The sequence below is a fragment of the Companilactobacillus halodurans genome (assembly GCF_009600985.1).
GTDB classification, from domain to species: domain Bacteria; phylum Bacillota; class Bacilli; order Lactobacillales; family Lactobacillaceae; genus Companilactobacillus; species Companilactobacillus halodurans.
Genome location: NZ_VDFP01000019.1, coordinates 1 through 20,783, shown reverse-complemented (window position 1 = coordinate 20,783; position 20,783 = coordinate 1). Strand labels below are relative to the sequence as shown.

The window sequence follows — 20,783 nt, the reverse complement described above, 5'->3', positions numbered from 1 at the left end:
TTTTTATTATTTTTTTGTGATAAAATGAAACCGTTTTATTATTAAAAATAATGATTGAGGTGAATTGTATGTTTCAGTATTCTTTACGTTATTCAATTGATTATCGGACTAACACTAAGGCTAAGGATGACAAACTACTCGATTTTTGTCAGAATGCTTTGATAGATAATGTAACGTTTTTCATGAATTCAGAAGAAATAAATGCTGGTCATTTGGATGCGGAGCAGACTCAAACTTGGTTAGATGCAATTGAAAAAATCGCTAAGAAATTGAAAAAATCTGAAATAACATTCAGTTTGAACCCTTTTTCAACGTTGATGCATAGTGACCGCGGACAAAAGATTGCAGCAGGTTTTGAGCCAATGGTGGACCAAAATGGGCGAGTTGCGCAATCAATTGGTTGTCCAGCTGATGAAAAATGGCGAGACTACCTAACAGATCGTTACGCCCAATACGCTTCAATTCATCCTAAAGAACTTTGGTTAGAAGATGATTTTCGTCATTTCAATCACAGTCCATTGGAATTGGGATGTTTTTGCGACCACCATATGAAAATATATCAAGATAAATTAGATGAAAAAATATCTCGAGCACAATTTGTAAAAAAAATTTTGCAAACTGGGGAACCAACCAAAGAAAGACGAGTCTATTTAGATGTTGCTCGTCAGGAAATGATTGAAACTGTCCATCAAATTGAAGGTCGAGTTCATGTCATTTCGCCCCAAACTAATTTAGCATTGATGACATCTTTACCAGATTGGCATGCTTTGGAAGCTCGTGATTGGAATAAATTATTTGATAATTTAAGTGGTGCCGGACATCCCAGAATTGCTCGACCACATTTGCCAGCCTATAACGAAATTGCACCTTTAAAATATTCACGGACTTTTGAAAAATATACGCGTACTACAGCTGCATATTTAGGTGACGAAGCACAACTTTTCCCAGAATTGGAAAATTACATGTATTCGCCATTCGTCAAATCATTGAAATTTACTCAATTTCAAATAGAGACATCAGCTTTAGTAGGAGCTAAAGGAATTCTAATGAACCTGTTTGATATGAGCGGCAATGGTATCAACGATGAATATCATTACGCAGAGATGTTGGCTGAAAGCAAACCATTTTTAAATGAAATAACTTCCAGAACCTTAAAGATGGGTCAAAGCCAAGGCATCAAAATTTTAGTTGACCAAGATTCAAGTTATACACTGCATACAAAGATAGGAAAAGATATTAAAGAACTGTTGCCTCATGAAACTAATTGGGCGGCCTTGTTAAGCACGTTTGGCTTTGCGACATCAATTGTTCCTTATCAGTCCGGATTACGCTTAGAGGATGAAATTATAGCCATTAGTGGACAATTGTTTCGGAATATGAAAACAGAGCAGGTCACCGACTTAATTGAAAACAACATTGTTTTGCTAGATGGTAAAGCCGTGCAAGTATTATTGGACCGAGACTTGGGCAAATTGTTGCATATTAAATCTGCCAAGTGGCATCAAGTCAGAAGCGGCTATCAAACTTTTGAGAGTGCTGACAATCAAACGATTGAGGGCATTAAGAATCCAAGAATCTCAATGTTGCAACATACAGGCGATTATTTGCAGCTTGATTATGACAATGAAGCTCAAGTTGACGTCTGGACTTACGCTTACAATCAAGAAGATAAAAAACTTGGTAAAGTAATGACCATGATTGATGATCACATTATCGTTATGCCCATGAATGAAGATGAAAAGTATGGTTGGGAGTCGCAATATATTGGTTTTAAGCAGGTCCTTTACCAAAAGATGCTGGACTCGATCGTTTCAGTCGATTATCTTTCTAAGATGCCTAATACCAAATTAGCAATTGGGGGAGAAGATAGTCAAACGCTTTGGATAGCTAACTTTACTTTAGATGATTACAATCAAATCACCTGGCATGCAGCATCTGAAGTTGCTGGCAAAAAGGCTGTTGTTATTTTGCGTCATGATAATCAATCGGTCAAAAAAGAGGTTGTTTTACGTCAAAAAGATGACAATGTTATTATTCCAATTGCTTTGCCACATTTGACCTTAGTTCAAGTTAGGATAGAAGAAGATTCCGAAGAATAAAAAAATAGACCCAGTAATGTGTAATTACTAGGTCTATTATCATGTTTAAAAAATTAAAACATATTATTCAGTAATTTAATTAAATTAATCGTTATCAATTACATTTACAGATGGATCCATCCACATCAATCGATTTTTGGTGTATACTTTAGTTTCGATCAATTTGTATTTTAATTGAAACGCTTTTGGCTTTACTGTTGACAGTATAAGTTCCTAAACAATATGCTGCAATCGTTTTTTCAACAGTTTCAGTAATTATTCCAGTCTCTAATGAAAATTCTGGATCATCATTATTAGTATCAAATCGTTGAACGACTTCTGGACCATTTAAACTATATGTGTAACTACTTGGTGTTTGTTTGGTAACTGTTAACGTTCCAAAGCCAGCTTTGGAAAATAATTCAGGTAGACTTTCCATATCAAGAATTAATTGTCGGCTAAGATTCTTGCCTGCCCAGTATAGTAATTCAACGGTATCTTTATCGAGAAGGTCAGGAAGAATAAAATCGCGGAGTACCGAAACGGCAAAGTAATTTTCAGTTAACGCATCTACATTATTACCATCTTTATTTTCTTGTGAAGAATCCGTTAACGTTTTTTTGTTAAGATCTTTTGATTTTGCGGCCATTGCTTTAACTCCTTTTTTCAGACAATTTATTATATCATTAGAATAATTGCTTTTTCAGACAATTTATTATATCATTAGAATAATTGCTTTTTAAGTCAATGTAAAAGATAGAACATAAATCTTTTCATGTAAATACAAATAATTCGCTTATTTAAATAAAGGCAGGGATACATTTATGAGTGATAATAGACCAATTGGAGTACTAGATTCAGGCTTAGGTGGTTTGACAGTCGTTAATGAAGTAATCCATCAGATGCCAAATGAAGATGTAATCTTTATCGGCGATGAGGCACGGATGCCTTATGGAATCAAGACCCATGAACAAATCATATCTTATACACGTGAAATGGTACAGTACTTAATTAACCAAAATGTTAAATTAATTATCTTTGGTTGCAATACAGCCACTGCTCAAGCATTGGATGCAATGAAAAAAGAATTTACTATTCCAATGATTGGGGTTATAAAACCCGGTGCTAAAGAAGCTAGTGAAACTACTAAAACGAATCATATTGGAATCATTGGGACTGAGTCGACAATCAATTCTAAAAGTTATAGTCAAACGATTGCTTCAATCAGTCCTAAATTTAAAGTATTAGGAATTGCTGCACAAAAATTTGTTTCACTTGTGGAAGCTGACAAAACTGATACACCTGAAGCTAAGCAAAATGTTGCTGAAACTTTGAAACCATTTAAGGATAGTCAATACGATACTTTAATTTTAGGATGTACCCATTTTCCTATGTTGAAAAAGCAGATTAATGCTTATTTACCTGACACGAAGTTGGTTGATCCAGCTGTTAATACGGTTAAGGTCGCTCAAAATTATTTAACCGCAAATAATTTACTATCAGATGATAAACATCGTACAATTAAGTTACATGCAACCGCTGACTTAGATGATTTCTCGAAATTAGCTAAACGTTGGTTGATGACAGAAATTGCTGAAATCAGTTTGGTAAACATCGGAGGAAACAATGAAAGAAATAATAATCGCAACTAAAAATCCTGGTAAGGCTAGAGAATTCAAACGAGTTTTCAATGACCAAGAATTTACTTTGAAGACATTGTTGGATTTTCCAGATTTTCCAGAAATTAGAGAAACAGGGACTACTTTCGAGGAAAACGCCACTATAAAAGCTCATGCCGTCATGCAACGGTTTAATTTACCAACTATTGCAGATGACTCAGGACTTGAAGTCGATGCTCTTTATGGACGTCCAGGGATTTTGTCAGCTCGCTATGCTGGCGATCACAATGATGCAGCTAATAATGCCAAGTTATTGAGTGAACTAGGTGGCGTACCGATGGAAAAAAGAACAGCTCAATTCGTTTCCACTTTAGTTTTTGCTAATCCTAACAATGAAAAGGACTTAGTTGTTCGTGGGGAATTCAAAGGATTGATTGGAACGCTTCCTCAAGGGGATGATGGATTTGGTTATGATCCATTGTTTTATTTACCAGAGTTAAAGAAGACAATGGCAGAGATTTCAATTGACCAAAAAAATCAGATAAGTCTCCGCGGACAAGCGATTAAAAAGCTCGAACAACAGTGGCGTGATTGGATCAATTGGTATTAATTGCCGATGGATTAATATAATGCTAGTATAAATATGCTATTAGAATACAGGAGGGTAATAATATGACTGGTGGACAAATTGCAGGTTTAATTGCAGCAGTCGCATTTGTAGTATTGGTTGTGTACTTAGCCAGAACTTTAGTTCAGACTGCTAAATTGCTTCAAGAATTGCAACAAACAATGAAAGAAACAACAAAGATGGTTGAGGTCTTGTCCAAGAATACTGAACAGATCATGGATCAAAGTACTAAGTTGGTCGATAAGACGAACACGCTAATGGACGATGTAAATCACAAATCTAGTAAGTTAAATCCATTGTTCGATACCGTAGAAAATCTTGGTAATAAAGCCGCTCATGCTACTGCTGAGAAGCAGAATAAGGGTTTTAGCCTTCAAAATCTTTTAACCTTAGGAAATATGGCTACAGTTATGAAGACAGCAACAAAGGTCTGGCCAAGAAAGAAGAATAAAAAGTATGAAAAATAGTCACTTTTTAATAGGTTTAGCACTAGGCAGTGCATCAGGATATTTTGCTTCGAAGTATTTAACTAGTGAAGCGGGTCAAAGAATGTTAGAAAATGTCAAAACTATTCGTAGCGATTTTAACAATGGCGGCGTTGGTTTGCATTCTAACAACGATTTAGTTGATTCGTTCAATCAAAAGACGGATGCCTTGAAAGAACAAATGGCATCGACAGTTGATAAAATTAAAGATGATGAAGATGATTCCAACATTATCTTTAATGAAGATGAAATTGACAACACTAAAAAAGATGTTAATAGCAATAAAGAAAAAGAAGAAAACAATAAAGAATAAAGCAAAAAATCTGTTAATTCATTTTGAATTAACAGATTTTTTTGACTAATTATTAGTCGATATATTTAAGTTCTTTTGAAGTATGCGTGAATGGTTCGCAGCCATCTTCAGTAATGTAGACGCAATCTTCAATTCTAACTCCAGCAACGTTTGGAATATAGATACCAGGTTCAATCGAGAAGCACATGCCGGGTTTTAGAACCATATCATTCCCTTCCATGATTGAAGGGAATTCGTGCTCTGAAGTACCCATACCATGTCCTAGACGGTGAATGAAGTATTTGCCATAACCAGCTTTATCAATGATGTCACGTGCAACTTTATCAAGTTGTGCTGCAGTGATTCCAGGCTTTGCTGCATCCATAGCTGCATATTGAGCTTCGAGGTCAACTTTATAAATATCGAGTGATTTCTCATCTGGCTGACCAAAAGCAACAGTTCTAGAGGCGTCAGAGATATAGCCATTGTGAACTGTACCTAAATCGAATAAGACCAATTCATTTTTTCCAATGGAGTCTTCTCAGGTCCACCGTGTGGGTTAGCAGCATTAGCGCCAGCTTGGACGATCGTGTCAAAGCTCATGTGCATAACGCCTTTTTTCATCATCGCATATTCGATTTCAGCAACGACTTCTTGTTCTGTTCGACCTTCTTTGATGGCATTAAAAGCAACTGAGAAAGCATAATCAGCCTCTGAACCAGTAGCCTTTAATTCATTGATTTCTTCATCAGTTTTAATTAATTTGGCATTTTCCATATAACGAGAAAGGTTATTAGGAAATTCTGCTTCAGGAAATTGTTGCTTTAAAGCTTCTAATTTTTGAACTGACATGTCATCTTTTTCGATGGCCCAATTTTTAGGAGTACCAACAGCATCTTTAATGTGTCCGGCCATTAAATCGAAAGGATTTTCGTGATCCAAGTAGCCAAAGACATCTTTGTCCCAGCCAGCATCCTTAGCAGCTTCAACTTCAAGTTGAGGGGCAAAGAGGAATGGGTCTTTATCTGGGAAAACGAGAAGTGCGAGGATTCGTTCAACAGGGTCACTGTAAAAGCCGGTGAAGTAGTTGATATCGGTTGGATTTGAAACATAAGCTGCATCAAGCTTGTTTTTAGCTAAATAATCTTGTAGCATTGATAATTGTTTCTTCATGAAAATTCTCCTTTTTGGTCATATTTATATGTAGTATATCATTGAAAACAATTTTCTTTTTGAAAAAATATGAAAACATAGCACAATAAAGTAGAAACCGCTTGCAAAATGTAAAAAACTTTGATAAATTAGAGATAATTAATGAAAATAAGTTTGAGAGAGTGAATATTAATGGAGAAAAAAGTAGTAACAATTTATGATGTAGCTGAGGCAGCAAATGTCTCCATGGCCACTATTTCTCGTGTAGTAAATGGTAACGCTAATGTTAAAGAGAAAACAAGAAAACGTGTTCTCGAAGTTATTGATCGTTTAAATTACCGTCCTAATGCGGTTGCACGAGGCTTAGCAAGTAAAAAGAGTACAACGATCGGAGTTATTTTACCTGATATCACTGATCTTTACTATTCTTCGCTAGCTAAAGGTATCGATGATGTTGCTTCAATGTACAAGTACAATATCATTTTGACTAGTTTGCAAGAATCTGTTGGTGATGAAGAACAAATCTTGAATAATTTGTTATCAAAGCAAGTTGACGGACTCATTTACATGGGTAAACAATTGTCCAAGAAGTTAAAGCGCATCTTGGCAAACTCAAAGACACCAATCGTTTTGGCTGGTTCAGTTGATAAGAACAATGAAAGTGCAAGTGTAAACATCGACTTTGCCGATGCTGTTTGCAGCGTAGTTAACCAATTGACACAAAATGGACACAAGAAGATTGCCTTTGTTGGCGGAAGTCTTGAAAATCCAATCGACGGTAAATATCGCTTAGATGGCTATAAAAAGGCCTTAAAGAAAGCACATCTCAATTTCAGTTCCAACTTGGTCTTTGAAGCAGAATACTCAGTCAGAGCTGGAGAAGCAATTTGGGATGCTATTCAGGGAAGTGGAGCTACAGCTGCTTATGTAACTGAAGACTTGCTTGCATCTGGAATTTTGAATTCAGCTGTCAAATCAGGAATAAAGGTTCCTGATGACTTTGAATTAGTAACAAGCAATGACACAGTTGTCTGTGAAGTTACACGTCCTAAGATGAGTTCAATTGAAGAACCATTATATGATATTGGTGCGGTTGCAATGCGTCTTTTGACTAAGATGATGAATCAAGAACAAATTGATGATAATACGATTAAATTGCCATACAGCATTGTTAAACGTGAATCAACAAGATAATTATAGATAATAAAAAAGCTATCAACTTTTCGATTAAATTGAAGAGTTGATAGCTTTTTAGTTAGTTCTTTTTTTGAGTAAATCGTTTAATGATGGAACTGATAATAAAGAGTACCACCACAATCATAAAGATGACTGAAATCACAGTATTGATATAACTTAAATTAGCTGGTAATTTCACGAAATTCATCAAAGTCGTGTAAATGCAATAGATGGCAATCAAAGTTAAAAGAACTGTATCAAGAGTCCAGATTTTCTCCTGATCACGATGTGAGAATTTAGATATCATGTAGATAATATAAACCACGATTAATAAGACAGCTACCATTGATGTGATAGCATTTCTTGCCAATTCAAAATTAGCTGGTACCATTTGCTTTTCCCCCAAAAAGAAATTTATTTATTATTTACAGATTTACGTTGTTTGTAAAAATCCCAAATTATAACAACGATATAGCCTAAAGCGACTAATGACAAGCCTCCTGTAATAATGGAGCTTAATTCATAGGGAAGATTGAAAAAACCGCCTAGGATGGAATAAAGCGTATTGAGTAAGACAATTGAAGCTAAAGTCATCGTTTTATCCCAAAGCTTGATTTTATGTGAGACCTTGTAAATTATTACACCTAACATAAGAATGATTAAAATAGCTGCAACGATGTACAAAGAATTTTGTAGAAAACTTGGACTGAAATACATACGTGTTTCTCCTTAAATCAAAGTAACATTTTTATTCTATCATATATAAGTAAAGTTATGTTGTTTATAAAAACCCAATCAACTTAAAAAGTCGATTGGGTTTTATTAGTAATAATAACTATTCAGCAGTTGGACTTGGAGTTTCTTCAACGCTTGAACCAGAGCCTGCTTGAGACGAATTGGAACTAGAATTATTTTCTAAACCTTGATTGGTTGAACTTTCATTTCCAGTACTTGAATTCGAGCTTGCATTGGAACTGGAACTAGAATTTGATCCAGATGTTGAATTAGAGCTGGAGCTAGAACCTGAACCACTAGAGCCGCTTGTTCCTGACCCAGTTCCTGTTTCAGTATTCCCGTTTGAAGTAGTGGAATTATTGTTACTTGAGGAATAAGTCGAAATACTATCAGTTACGACTTCAGAAGAAGCATTGCTGTTAGTACTGTTACTGAAACCAGAAGTACGACCGCTGCCATTTTCAGAGGCTAATTCAGAAGTGCTCTTTTTGCTGCTTCCAAGAGTTTTTACGGTTGCGTAACCATTGTCACGTCCGAAGTAATTATCCCAGAAGAGTTTATAATTTTTAGACTTGCCACCAATAGCAAAATTATCATAAGACATTTCTTTAGGACTGCCTTTGTAATAAAGCGACTTAGTAGTGTGTTGGTTAACTTTAGTAGTTATACCATTGTAGCCGATCGTTCCGGGTGAAGTTCCGGTTTCTTTATCAACGGTATACGATTTAACGCCGCTAGGTTTCTTAAATTTCTTATTGATATTAAAGACTGACTTATCTTCTTGATATAAGGCATTGGCCATCTTAGCCCACAATTCTTGATTAATATCAGTCGAATTGCTTGCCAGGTTGTAGTTATTGCCATAAAGATTATCGTATCCAATCCAAGAAGCTAACGTCATACCATCGGTACTACCAATGAACCAGTTATCACGATAGTCATTTGATGTACCAGTTTTACCAAAGAGATTCTTGTTACTGAAGTTAGTTTCGTAAGAAAGGGCAGAAGCAGTACCTTTAGTGACAACTCCGTGCAACATGTTTTTAATAATGTAAGAAGTTTGTTTGCTAAAGACACGAGTCTTTGAACCCTTGTGCTTATAGACTGTCTTTCCGGAAGGATCGACGACGCTAGATAAGACATAAGGATCAACATGGACACCTTTATTAGCAAAAGTTGAGAAGGCACTAGCTTGTTGAAGAACTGTCACACCTTCAGATGTACCACCCAATGTAATTCCGAGCTGGTTGTATTCTTTGTTACTCAAGTTAATACCCATCTTGGACATGTACTTCTTAGAACTGACACCTTGCTGTCTGATGTAGTTATACAAGTTAACTGATGGAATATTGTAAGACTCTTCTAGAGTTTCACGAGCTGAGACAAATCGATTTTGAATCGTTTGACCATAGTCGGTTGGTGAATACTTTTTAAAGCTAGTCTTGAAATCGGCTAACATTGATTGTGAACCAATTAAACCATTTTCTATAGCTGGCGCAAAGGTAATCAATGGTTTAATTGAAGACCCTGGAGATCTGTTAGTAAAGATGTGATTCAATTGAGATTTCTTGAAGTTGACTCCACCGACAAAGCCTAGGACTTGACCAGTCTTGTTATCGAGGAGGACAGACCCATTTTGAACAGGTTCAGAAACCTTAATCGTTTTTCCTGTATTAGGATCTTGAGCAGTATCGGTATGAGTTGTTCCAAGATTACCCTTAAAGTCTTGGGCTTGCTTGTTCATAGCGATATAAAGCTTTTTATTGATAGTACTGTGAATCTTGTAATTTTTATTGTGCAATTCAGTATTTGCTTGTTCTGAATAGCGATCATATAGTGTTTTATCTTTTTTAACTTCTTTATACTTGAGGCCATCGCTCTTAACTAATTTTTTAATTAGTTCAGTTTTAGCTTCATCAGTTAATAAGTTATAAAGATAACCATATTTGATTTCTTGTGAACTAGCTTTAGCTGGCTTGATAAAGTCTTTTTTCAAATTAAACTTCTTAGCCTGATTGTACTGGGCTTCAGTAATTTGATTATCACGATACATCCGGTACAAAACAATATTTTTACGCTTCATACCTAGATTGAGATTACTCTTCATTTTTCCACCAGTACCTGTGGTGCTATAAGGTGTATAAATCGAAGGACTTTGAGGAAGACCAGCGATAAAGGCTGATTCAGCTATGTTTAACTGACTTGCATCCTTACCGAATAATCCTTTTGCAGCGGCTTGAACACCTTGGATGTTTTGACCTTTATTATTGAGACCAAAGGTTGCGGCATTAAGGTAATCTTGCAAAATCTCTTTTTTAGAGAAATACTTATCAACTCGCATAGCTAAGAAAATTTCTACGGCTTTACGTTTCCAAGTAGTTTCGGAAGATAACATCTGCATTTTGACAGTTTGCTGCGTCAAAGTTGAACCACCAGTTTGAGCACCGATACCAGTTAAATCAGAGATAATGGCTCTAAAAATTGATTTAGGTACGACACCCTTATGGCGGTAGAAGTCACTATCTTCAGTTGAAACAATCGCTTTTTTCAAATAAGGCGACATCTGCGACAGTGGTATTTTTTTACCTTGAACTTCTTTTTGGAGATTTTCGATTTTACTACCATCAGCAAAATACAACGTTGCTGAATTATTAACGTCTTGTAGTTCAGTCTTCATTTCATTTTTAGTGGGGACGGAGACTTGATTTGTTAAAGCAGATACGTATCCGGTTCCCAGACCAATAGCCAAACTTAGTAAAATCATCAATCCAGCAAAGGTATAGACGATAATACGACGAATGACTTCGATCGTTAGATTAGCTCTATTAGCAAAATCAGACCAGCTCTTGATACTTTTAAAGCTGTTGACGATGCTATTCCATAAATTTTTCACTTTCAAATAAGCTCCCTTAAAAAGTTACATAACGTAATTATATAATAAAATCGAATTAGAAGTGTAAAAACAAAAAAAGTTCTGTAGAAAAGAGTCTCTACAGAACTAAAATAAATGTTACTTAATCAAGCGGTAAATGGCGTCTGCGTAAATGGCAGTCGACTTCAATAATTTATCGATATTAATATATTCATTAGGTTGATGCATAACGTTTTCATCACCAGGGAACATCGCACCATAAGCAATTCCGTGTTTTAAAATACGACCGTAAGTTCCGCCACCAACAGTGAATGGTTTAGTATCATCGCCAGTGTGATCGTGATAAGCGCCGACTAAAGCTTGGACCAAAGGATCATCAGCTGCTACAAAATGAGGTAACTGATTGTGTCCCTCGATTTCTGCTGAGGCGTTTGTTGGTAAAGCTTGATTGATTTTTTCAGTCAAAGTATCGCCAGTGTCACCCTTGGGGTAACGAATATTTAATAGAATATTGGCTTTAGTTTCGTCATATTCATAAATATTGGGCGAAAGTGTTAATTCACCCATGACATCATCTTTGTTAGCAATATTCAAACGTTGACCAGCAAAGTCTAAGTGCAAATCATCGGCAATGAAGCCAAAATAAGTCTTCTCACTATCATTAAGCTCTAAGGTAGTTAAAAACTTAGCTAAATAAGTTGCTGCGTTAACCCCATTAAATGGTTCCATTGCATGGGCGCCTTTTCCAATGATAGTTATTTCAGCAATATTGTTTTCATCATCTGATTCAACATTGCCCTTGATCATTTTGTTGTTTTCTAAGAATTCATTTAGTTTAGCTTTGATATCATCAAAACTAGCTACATTTAAGTCAAGTTTTGTTGAAGCATTTTGAGGGACCATATTTGGTCTAATTCCAGCTTCAAATTGCTTTACCAAACCAATTTCAGGTTTAGGGAAATTGACTCTAAAGGAGACAATTCCTTTTTCGCCATTAATAGCAGGAAATTCTGCATCAGGTGAAAAACCAGTTTCTGGTAAAGTTTCCTTTTCCATATAATGATTGATTCCGACCCATTCGCTCTCTTCGTCAGTTCCAAGAATCAATTGAACGCTTTTAGATACTGGTAAATTTAATTCCTTGATAATTTTCATAGCATAGTATGCTGCTAAGCCAAAACCTTTATCGTCACTGGCACCGCGAGCATAAAAATTACCATCTTTAATTACGGGTTCGAAGGGATTGGTTTCCCAACCTGGACCTTCAGGGACAACATCGACGTGAGAAAGGATAGCAATTGCGTCATCACTTTCACCAAATTCAATTCGTCCGGCTAAATTATCAACATTTTTAGTTGCAAAGCCATCACGGTCTGCAAAATGTAGAAATGCTTGTAAGGCTTTTGCTGGTCCGGGACCTAATGGAAAATCGCTAGTTTTATGTTCTATATCTCTAGAACTATCGATACTTACTAATTCGGAAAGATCGTTGATCAATTCGTCCGAACGATGCGAAACTTCCTTTTCCCAATCTATAGACATGTATTTCTGACCTCCACATGAAGTTTTTTTCATTTTACCAAAGGTTAGCTTTAAAGGCTAATCGAGTTAGATATGATTTATGGAATCGTTATCATTGCTGAAAGAATAATCAACGAAAATATTATTAAAATTCTTGATTAAATCAGTATTCTTAAGCGATTGTTGATTGTTATCAGGTTGAGCAATCGCGATATCTTCCATTAAATCAATATTTTTGATTCTTTGCCCACGAGGTAGATTATAGTAGCTTTCTTTTGAATTGTTACCTAAATAATTATTAGGATTTAGTTGAATCAAAACATTTTCGGCGTTGATCCAGCCATCTTTTAATCTTAACCAAGTCTGTGAACCGATTTTTTGAATCGTTAAAATCTGTTCAGCTTTATTAGGCTCAAGACGATTAATGATTGAAGATGGGTCCGTAGGGTCACTATAAAGGAAATTATTAGCTTGTTGATTTCTAAAGATGGCCTTGGCACCAAAATATGGGCGTAATTCTGAAAGAACGTATTCGGAATTGAAACCACTAGCATTAGCAAATTCATTTTCACCTAGTTGAACGTATTTTTTACCGTTGAATTTGATGATATTAGTAATGTGATAGCCGTCTAACGGTTTAACAACCTTTTTAGTTTTAATCAGCCGGTAAGGATTTTCATAAATGGGTTCTTCCTTAGTACTCATGTAAAAGACATTTTGATTTAATTTTTCATTCTTAGATTGTTCCTTTAAATCACGATAGTCGTTTCCGGTAGCAGGGTAATTAGTAACAACGCCATCAATCGGCATGTTGATTAAAGTATTCCACTTTTTAGGACTCTCATTCATTTCATCCCAAACATAGACGCTTTTACCCATGTAATGCAAAGTATCGATAATTTGTGGTGTTATGATACTTGACGAAAGATTAACGCCAGTGACATATTGTAAGACATCGAAGTTAACTCGTTTAATGGTTCCGGCAATGAAGATTCTAGGGATGTCGGGCATCAATTCAGCTTCATTTTGCAAACTCTTAGTCGAGAATGAATGAAACATGATTCGGTCTTTCATGTTGTACTGGTCGATAGCTTGTTTGAGCAAGGATTCCATATTCTGAGGATTGCCCTTTTTAGTCTTTTTAGTTTCAATAAGGAACTTGGCATTGGGATTGTTCTTGTAATGTTCGAACACTTGATTCAAACTGTGCATTGATTCGCCATTCTTTTGCTTTAAGGTCGCAATCTGTGAGAAATTATTTTGGGAGACAATTTCTGATGTACCTGTCACACGCTCCAAATTACGGTCATGAGAAACAACTAGAACGTTATCTTTGGAAACATGCAAATCTAATTCGACATAGTCAGCACCTTCTTTAAAAGCTTTATTGAAACTTTCGAAGGTTTCTTCAGGTGCATTGATAGGATCGCCACGATGACCAATGACGGTAAAACCACTGGCAAAAATAAAGATAAATAAAGCTAGTGAAATCTTGAAAAAAGTAAAACTTTTAGAAATCATAATTAACTCCCTAACTTTTTAGATATTATATACTAGAGTAAGTAGTGAAACGTGAGGTATTTATATGGATAATGAGAAACAAACACTAGATATGATTGAGCAAATTACTCGTAATGATGGGACTAAGTATTACGAGATTGCCAATATCGTAATGAACGGCAGAGCTGAAAAAGCTGCTGAATTAGGAATGATTAAAGAAGTACGTATTTTAAAATTAAACATTCCACATTCTTCAGCTGTCGGCATCTACGAAGATTACGTTAATGAGAATTATACCGTTCCACCAATGAATTTAACAGAATGGGTTGAATATAAGAAACCTGAGGGCAAGGTTTTGGATGCATTCAATGAAATCCTCAAAGCAAACCGAATAACTTCAAAAGATCAGGATAAAGAATAATGAATTATTTTATAGCAGACACGCATTTTTATCATTATCAATTGTTACAGCCTAATAATTTTGCCCCACGTCATTTTGGCAATGTTGATGAAATGAATCAAGCTATGATTGATGCTTGGAATGCTCGAGTCGATGAAAACGACCGTGTTTATCACTTAGGCGATATTTCCATGCGACCACAACAAACGCCAACTAATGAAGAAACATATGACATGTTGCGACAACTGAATGGTCACATGACCTTGATTAAGGGCAATCATGATTATCGTTCGCTTTTTAAATTTATCAATAAGCACAATCAAACAATGGATGATGGCAAGCAACGCTTTGAATTTGAAGATGTCGGTTCGCTTCTGAAATTTGACCATCACCAGTTTTACTGTACGCATTATCCAATGCTACTTGGAAAAGTTGAAAAAATTATTAATCTGCATGGCCACATTCACCATTATTCAGTTCCCATAGCTGAAAATATCAATGTTGGAGTCGATGCTCCTGAACGTGATTATTTATCAGAAGATTTACCTTGGGGTTCACCATTGCGCGGTGAAGAAATTTTAGAGATGTATGATAAGAAGAAAAAGGATTTGGCAAAGTTACAAAGAAAGTAGGATATTATGGAAAAAATTCAAATAGTTCATACGAATGATTTACATTCCCATTTCGAAAACTTTCCCAGAGTTAGTCGCTTCATTGAGCAATCACGCAATGAAAGTTTCGCTGATGATTTTTATTTGTTCGATATTGGGGATGAAATGGATCGAGCACATCCATTAACAGAAGCAACTAATGGTCAAGCCAATATTGAATGGATGAATCCACTGCACTACGATGCAGCAACGATTGGTAACAATGAAGGCTTAGGCAATAGTCATGAACAACTAGAACATCTTTATGACAAAGCAAATTTTCCAGTGATACTCAATAATCTTTATGAAACTAAAGCTTCCAAATTAGCTGATTTTGCTAAGCCTTATAAAATTATTACCACGAAGAATAAAACTAAAATTGGATTGATGGGTCTAACGACACCTTATATTTTGACGTATCCATTATTAAAATGGGACATCAAATTGGTTCAAGAAATGTTGCCTAAATCTTTAGAAGCAGTTAAAGATTGCGACGTAATAATATTATTATCGCACCTTGGAGTTTCGATGGACCGATTGATTGCTAAGAAATATCCACAAATAGATGTTGTCATTGGAGCTCATTCACACCATTTATTTGTCAAAGGAGAACTTGATAATGGCGTCTTATTAGCTGCTGCTGGGAAGTACGGTCAACATATTGGCACAATCAATCTAAAGCTAGATGATAAACATCAAGTTATTGCTAAATCTGCTTTTACAACTAAGACTGAGTCTTTGAAAACTTTGCCGGAAGATGATAAGTGGATTAAGGATCAATATGATAAGGGTGAGAAATTGTTAGATGAAAAGCCGGTTGCTAATTTACCAAAGACTCTAACAAACGACTATCAAGCTGATAATTCTATCATCCAAGAAGCATTGACTGCCGTTCAAGACTTTGCTCAAACTGACGTGGCTATCTTGAGTTCAGGTCTATTTTTAGATGATTTGCCAAAGGGAATCATCACAAAAAGAAATATGCACGATGTTTTGCCTCATGCAATTCATGTAATGAAAACAACCATGACGGGAAATAACGTTTGGCGTCTAGTTATGGAAATGGAAAAAAATCGTCTCTATTTACGTAATCATATGCAAAAAGGGATGGGATTTCGTGGTAAGATATTTGGCGAACTAGTTTATCGTGGGATTACTGTTGATCACAAACGTAATGTTTACGTTAATGGTCAAGAATTGAATATGAATCAAAAATACACCTTGGCCTTATTGGACCATTATATGTTCGTGCCATATTTTCCTTCGATTGAGATTGCTGGTGAAAATGAAATTATGTATCCTAAATTCTTGAGAAATGTTTTTGGAGATTACTTAAATAAAAAATATCCGATTTGAGGTGATTACTTGCAAGAAATCGAGGATAACAAAGTTAAAAAATTAGCTGATGTTATTACATTGGCTGATGGTTTAATTACAATTGATAAAACACAATATAAAATTGTTGAAAATCATGACAATGGTTTTAATGAAGAACGAATTGAAGAACGTTACAATCCAGTTTTGAATAAATATGACTACATTGTTGGCGACTGGGGCTATGACCAGTTAAGGTTTAAAGGATTTTATGAAGATCAACGAAATGAAAGTACCTTAGATAATCGTATTTCTCACTTAGAAGATTATTTAATTGAGTACTGTAATTTTGGCTGCGCTTATTTTGTCTTGGAGAAGGTTAAGAAAGCACCGTTGAAACCACATAAGACAACGCGTCATCGTAAGGCTAGTCATCATCGTTTCAAGACTCGCAATACAAACAATACGCATACTAATAGTATTAAGACTAATAAAAGTCATAATAATCAAAAACGTAAGAATAAAGTTTCGAGACGTCATGCGACTAAGGTGACTAATAAAAAGAAGCCTAATGCATCGACTAAGAAAACATTCAAAATCAGAAAAATAGGTGAAAAGAATAAATGAAGTATCAAACATATCTAATTGACTTAGACGGAACTATGTATCGTGGAAAAGCAAAGATTCCTGAAGCAAGAGTTTTTGTCGACAATTTGAATCAAAAGGAAATCGATTATTACTTTTTAACAAACAACACGACCAAGACTCCGCAACAAGTAGCTGATAATTTGACGAACAATCATCAAATTACTGCTAAAGCTGATCAGGTCGTTACGCCATCGCTTGCTACGGCTGCTTATATTAAGGATATGTTTGGCGAAGACATTTCCAACCACTCAGCTTATGTCATCGGTGAATATGGTTTAAAGAGCGCTATTTTTGGAACTGGCATTAAGCTTAATGAGTATGACCCTGATGTTGTTATCGTAGGGTTAGATTATGATGTTACGTATCATAAATTTGAATTAGCTACCTTGGCAATCAAACGAGGAGCTTTATTTATCGGAACGAACGCCGATACTAATTTACCTAATGAACGTGGATTGGTTCCTGGAGCTGGTTCAGTTATTTCATTAGTAGAAACATCTACTCAACAAAGAGCTCACTATATCGGTAAACCTGAACCTGAAATGATTGACTTTGCCGTTGAAGCAAAGAAGTTCGATAAAAGTTCCGCTTTAATGGTAGGAGACAACTATAATACTGATATCAAATGTGGAATCAGTGCTGGCGTTGATACGCTTTTGGTGTACACAGGCGTAAGTACTCATGATGATATTAAAAAAGTGTCAGTTAAACCAACGCATGAGGTAGAAAGTCTGGACAAGTGGGATGTCTAATTCACAAAAGGATGTTTTATACACGATTGTTTTAGCATTCTTTTTGTTGACGACAGCCATCACGGTAACTATTTTTGCCAGCTACCTATTATTTGCTATTGATATTAAACCGTACTACTTGGAACAAGCAGTGGGGATGAAGTATTCAACTATCATGAAGAATTACGCTCAGATGATGGATTATTTGATTAATCCATTTAATTGGCATTTTCAATTGAGTGATTTCGCTTCATCATCAGCCGGAAGACTACATTTTCAAGATTGTAAGAAATTGTTCCTTTTGAATTTCTCAGTTTTTATCGTTTCAGGGCTATTGGTAGCTAAATTCCACAAGTTTAGAGCACGTTTTAATCGAACTTTCTTGTGGATTGGCATTGGTGGAATAATCATTGCTATTTTGATGTTGTTAAATTTTGATGAGTTCTTCGTTGTTTTCCACGAATTACTCTTCAGGAATAGCGATTGGTTATTTGACCCCAGTAAGGATCCGGTGATTAATATTTTACCGGAAGAATTCTTTACTCAATGTTTCATTCTTTTCTTTATCGTATTTGAAGGATTGAATTTTTGGAAAGCTAGACTAAAAAGAGCCTAAGACAAATGTCTTAAGCTCTTTTTTTCTTACTATTTTTAATTGCTGTAATAAGTACGGGAATCAATGATACTAAGACGATTCCGATAATTATCATTGAGAAGTGATCTTGAACGGCTGGGATATTTCCAAAAAGGAAACCAGCAACTGAACAAAGGGTTACCCATAAGAAAGCTCCTAAAAAGTTAAATTTAAGGAAGGAACCATAATGCATTGTTCCACTACCGGCAACGAATGGTACGAAAGTTCTAATTAATGGAATAAATCTTCCAATAGCGATGGTTTTACCACCATGTTTCTCAAAGAATGTGTGTGCTTCATCTAAATGTTCTTTATTAATGAGTTTACTGAGATATTTATTCCTCGTCGCATACTCGCCAAAGTGTTCACCAATTTCATAGTTCAAGGAATCTCCTAAGACGGCTGCGGCCAAGAATATTAAAAACATCAGCCAAGCTAATAATCCATATTTAGAATTAGCAGCAAGAGCCATGGCGGCAAAAATCAAAGAATCTCCTGGAAGAAATGGTAGGATAACCACTCCGGTTTCAATAAAGATGATTAGAAAAAGTATTAAATATGTCCAAATACCGAAATTATTCACTATATTAACTAAGTGACTGTCAATATGAAGAATAAAGTCGATTAGACTCATTACGTAACTCAATCAATCAACTCCAGAATTCATTTTTTAAACTTTATTATACTAGCATACCTTAAAACAACTTTAAAATTAACGTAAATAGGATTATTTTTCAAAGATAGAAGTACTGTGTTCAAAATAATCTTTGTCAGGATATAAATTACGTAAAGCCTTGGTAACGGCAATAGGTCCTTCAGCAAATGCTGTAGCAATCAATTGTAATTTACCAGGGTAAGTCACGATATCGCCAATGGCAAAGACGTTTGGCAAATTAGTTTCCATTTCTTGAGTGACCTTGATGAAAGGACCATTTAGCTCAACATTCCAATCACGCAATATTTTCGAGTCGGAAACAAAGCCATAGTTAACTAATAATTTATCAACTGTTACAACATCTAAATCATTCGTCTTGATTTTTTTAAGCGTGATATCTATTTTGTCCTTATTGTCAGGATTATAATTTACTCCTTTAATGATGTAAGGATTTAATTGCTGAATATCGCTTTTATTGAGCTTGTCGACGCTTGATTCCATGGCACGATATTTATTGCGACGATGAATCAGGGATGTGCTCTTGGCAATCTTGCTGATATCGATAGCCCAATCAACGGCTGAATCGCCACCTCCGGCAACGGCCACGTCAACATCTTTGAAATCATCGATGTTGTTGACAAAATAGTTGATTTTTTCGTCATCGAGACTAGAATCATAATCAAATGTTAACTTACGTGGTTCAAAGGCTCCATTACCGATAGCAATAATAACGGCTTTAGTAGTAATAGTTTCACCTTTATTGGTAGAAAGCTCCCATAAATCATCTTTTCTTACTATAGATGTAATGGAAGTACTGAGATATTGATCACAGTTTCTGATTTCTAATTGTTCAGTCAATTGCTTAGTCAAATCGGTACCTGATACTTTTGGAAGGGCTGCTATATCATAGATGTGTTTTTGCGCATAGAGAGTTTCTGGTTGACCGCCTAATTTAGGCAAACTTTCTATTAATGCTACTTTTAAGTTACGCAAGCGGGCAAAGTAAGCTGCAAACATACCAGCAGGGCCTCCGCCTATAATTGAAATGTCATAAATTTTGTCATTCATATTTTTAGTCACCATTTTCTGTTATATAATCTATAGATACATTGTTACATAAATACATCTTACATAGGGAGGAAAGTAAATGCGAATTGGAGATAAAATAACTGGAACTATTTCTGGCGTGCAGTCATATGGCGTTTTCGTAAAGATTGACGATACTCATCAAGGCTTGATTCATATATCTGAACTAAAGCATGGATTCGTATCGGACTTAAAGGATAAGTATCAAGTTGGCGATAAGGTAAAAGTAGTCGTTATGGGTATTGATGAATATACGGGAAAGATAAGTCTTTCTATTAGAGCATTGCATGAAGAGAAGATTGGTCGTCCTATTTTGCATAAGCATTTTTGGACTAATTACCGCGATAAGATTGGATATAAGACGATTGCCAAGCATAAAAAGGCCTGGGTAGACGAGGCTATGGCACGAATTTCAGATAAAAAGCAAAAAAATTCAACTTTTTTGTAAAAAAGGGTTGCGTCCCTCTTATCTAATTGGTAATATATATCTTGTTGTTGCGACAGAGCAATGGCGACAAGGCTTTGCGAGTTTATCTCTTGGCTTTATCGCTTCAAATAATTTTAAAAAAGTTATTGACTTGGTCTTGTAACTTCGATATGATTATTA

At 35.5% G+C, this 20,783-nt stretch carries 20 protein-coding genes and 2 pseudogenes; 13 read left to right on the top strand and 9 right to left on the bottom strand.

The window, feature by feature from the left end; all coding sequences use genetic code 11:
* The first annotated feature begins 68 nt into the window (after positions 1 to 68).
* Positions 69 to 2,099, top strand: coding sequence for a hypothetical protein (locus FHL06_RS09210; protein WP_153385949.1), 2,031 nt, complete (start codon positions 69 to 71; stop codon positions 2,097 to 2,099).
* Between the two features lie 148 nt (positions 2,100 to 2,247).
* On the opposite strand, the gene FHL06_RS09205 is transcribed toward FHL06_RS09210, so the two are convergent.
* Positions 2,248 to 2,727, bottom strand: a complete 480-nt coding sequence (locus FHL06_RS09205; protein WP_238333998.1) for a DUF2507 domain-containing protein — start codon at positions 2,725 to 2,727, stop codon at positions 2,248 to 2,250.
* 175 nt (positions 2,728 to 2,902) lie between these two features.
* Between FHL06_RS09205 and murI the strand changes: the two genes are divergently transcribed.
* The 4 genes from murI (at position 2,903) to FHL06_RS09185 (ending at position 5,123) form a co-directional block, all read left to right on the top strand.
* Entirely contained in the window at positions 2,903 to 3,730 is an 828-nt protein-coding gene (gene murI, locus FHL06_RS09200; protein WP_153385947.1) for a glutamate racemase, read from the top strand.
* Positions 3,705 to 4,307, top strand: a complete 603-nt coding sequence (locus tag FHL06_RS09195; RefSeq protein ID WP_153385945.1) for an XTP/dITP diphosphatase — start codon at positions 3,705 to 3,707, stop codon at positions 4,305 to 4,307. The genes murI and FHL06_RS09195 overlap by 26 nt, the downstream gene beginning before the upstream one ends.
* Positions 4,308 to 4,369: 62 nt before the next feature.
* Positions 4,370 to 4,792 (top strand): DUF948 domain-containing protein, encoded by a 423-nt coding sequence (locus tag FHL06_RS09190; protein ID WP_153385943.1) that lies wholly within the window; start codon positions 4,370 to 4,372, stop codon positions 4,790 to 4,792.
* A complete protein-coding gene (locus FHL06_RS09185) occupies positions 4,782 to 5,123 on the top strand; it encodes a hypothetical protein (RefSeq protein WP_153385941.1) in 342 nt (113 codons plus the stop codon). The genes FHL06_RS09190 and FHL06_RS09185 overlap by 11 nt, the downstream gene beginning before the upstream one ends.
* A 52-nt stretch (positions 5,124 to 5,175) precedes the next feature.
* On the opposite strand, the pseudogene FHL06_RS09180 reads toward FHL06_RS09185, so the two are convergent.
* Positions 5,176 to 6,275 (bottom strand): annotated as a pseudogene (locus FHL06_RS09180) (M24 family metallopeptidase).
* Between the two features lie 171 nt (positions 6,276 to 6,446).
* Here FHL06_RS09180 and ccpA point away from each other — a divergent pair.
* Positions 6,447 to 7,448, top strand: a complete 1,002-nt coding sequence (ccpA, locus tag FHL06_RS09175) for a catabolite control protein A (protein ID WP_153385939.1) — start codon at positions 6,447 to 6,449, stop codon at positions 7,446 to 7,448.
* 61 nt (positions 7,449 to 7,509) lie between these two features.
* Here the strand turns inward: ccpA and FHL06_RS09170 are convergent, their stop codons facing one another.
* From FHL06_RS09170 to FHL06_RS09150, 5 genes and pseudogenes are all read right to left on the bottom strand, one after another.
* Positions 7,510 to 7,821, bottom strand: a complete 312-nt coding sequence (locus FHL06_RS09170) for a hypothetical protein (protein ID WP_153385937.1) — start codon at positions 7,819 to 7,821, stop codon at positions 7,510 to 7,512.
* A 23-nt stretch (positions 7,822 to 7,844) separates the two neighbouring features.
* Positions 7,845 to 8,147, bottom strand: coding sequence for a hypothetical protein (locus FHL06_RS09165; protein WP_153385935.1), 303 nt, complete (start codon positions 8,145 to 8,147; stop codon positions 7,845 to 7,847).
* Positions 8,148 to 9,015: 868 nt separating this feature from the next.
* A pseudogene (locus FHL06_RS09160) lies at positions 9,016 to 10,842 on the bottom strand (transglycosylase domain-containing protein); the annotation flags it as partial.
* 333 nt (positions 10,843 to 11,175) lie between these two features.
* Positions 11,176 to 12,579, bottom strand: a complete 1,404-nt coding sequence (pepV, locus tag FHL06_RS09155) for a dipeptidase PepV (RefSeq protein WP_153385931.1) — start codon at positions 12,577 to 12,579, stop codon at positions 11,176 to 11,178.
* 66 nt (positions 12,580 to 12,645) lie between these two features.
* Positions 12,646 to 14,079, bottom strand: coding sequence for a glycerophosphodiester phosphodiesterase (locus FHL06_RS09150; RefSeq protein WP_153385917.1), 1,434 nt, complete (start codon positions 14,077 to 14,079; stop codon positions 12,646 to 12,648).
* Between the two features lie 64 nt (positions 14,080 to 14,143).
* Here FHL06_RS09150 and FHL06_RS09145 point away from each other — a divergent pair, with 64 nt between their 5' ends.
* From FHL06_RS09145 to FHL06_RS09120, 6 genes are read left to right on the top strand one after another with little or no spacing between them, the layout of a single operon-like run.
* On the top strand, positions 14,144 to 14,479 hold the full coding sequence (locus FHL06_RS09145) for a hypothetical protein (protein ID WP_153385916.1): 336 nt from the start codon (positions 14,144 to 14,146) through the stop codon (positions 14,477 to 14,479).
* On the top strand, positions 14,479 to 15,090 hold the full coding sequence (locus tag FHL06_RS09140; protein WP_153385915.1) for a metallophosphoesterase: 612 nt from the start codon (positions 14,479 to 14,481) through the stop codon (positions 15,088 to 15,090). The genes FHL06_RS09145 and FHL06_RS09140 overlap by 1 nt, the downstream gene beginning before the upstream one ends.
* A gap of 6 nt (positions 15,091 to 15,096) precedes the next feature.
* Positions 15,097 to 16,464: a bifunctional metallophosphatase/5'-nucleotidase gene (locus FHL06_RS09135; protein WP_153385914.1), complete on the top strand. Its 1,368-nt coding sequence runs from the start codon at positions 15,097 to 15,099 to the stop codon at positions 16,462 to 16,464.
* Positions 16,465 to 16,473: 9 nt separating this feature from the next.
* Positions 16,474 to 17,049, top strand: a complete 576-nt coding sequence (locus FHL06_RS09130) for a YutD family protein (protein WP_153385913.1) — start codon at positions 16,474 to 16,476, stop codon at positions 17,047 to 17,049.
* Entirely contained in the window at positions 17,046 to 17,822 is a 777-nt protein-coding gene (locus tag FHL06_RS09125; protein ID WP_153385912.1) for a TIGR01457 family HAD-type hydrolase, read from the top strand. Before FHL06_RS09130 ends, FHL06_RS09125 begins: the two co-directional genes overlap by 4 nt.
* The gene (locus FHL06_RS09120) at positions 17,815 to 18,417 is read left to right on the top strand and encodes a TIGR01906 family membrane protein (RefSeq protein ID WP_153385911.1); all 603 of its coding nucleotides are present in this window, start codon (positions 17,815 to 17,817) and stop codon (positions 18,415 to 18,417) included. The genes FHL06_RS09125 and FHL06_RS09120 overlap by 8 nt, the downstream gene beginning before the upstream one ends.
* Before the next feature lie 10 nt (positions 18,418 to 18,427).
* On the opposite strand, the gene FHL06_RS09115 is transcribed toward FHL06_RS09120, so the two are convergent.
* Positions 18,428 to 19,069, bottom strand: a complete 642-nt coding sequence (locus FHL06_RS09115; RefSeq protein WP_153385994.1) for a DedA family protein — start codon at positions 19,067 to 19,069, stop codon at positions 18,428 to 18,430.
* A 93-nt stretch (positions 19,070 to 19,162) separates the two neighbouring features.
* Positions 19,163 to 20,158, bottom strand: coding sequence for an NAD(P)/FAD-dependent oxidoreductase (locus tag FHL06_RS09110; protein ID WP_153385910.1), 996 nt, complete (start codon positions 20,156 to 20,158; stop codon positions 19,163 to 19,165).
* Positions 20,159 to 20,237: 79 nt separating this feature from the next.
* Here FHL06_RS09110 and FHL06_RS09105 point away from each other — a divergent pair, with 79 nt between their 5' ends.
* The gene (locus FHL06_RS09105; protein WP_153385909.1) at positions 20,238 to 20,624 is read left to right on the top strand and encodes a CvfD/Ygs/GSP13 family RNA-binding post-transcriptional regulator; all 387 of its coding nucleotides are present in this window, start codon (positions 20,238 to 20,240) and stop codon (positions 20,622 to 20,624) included.
* The last annotated feature ends 159 nt before the right edge of the window (positions 20,625 to 20,783 follow it).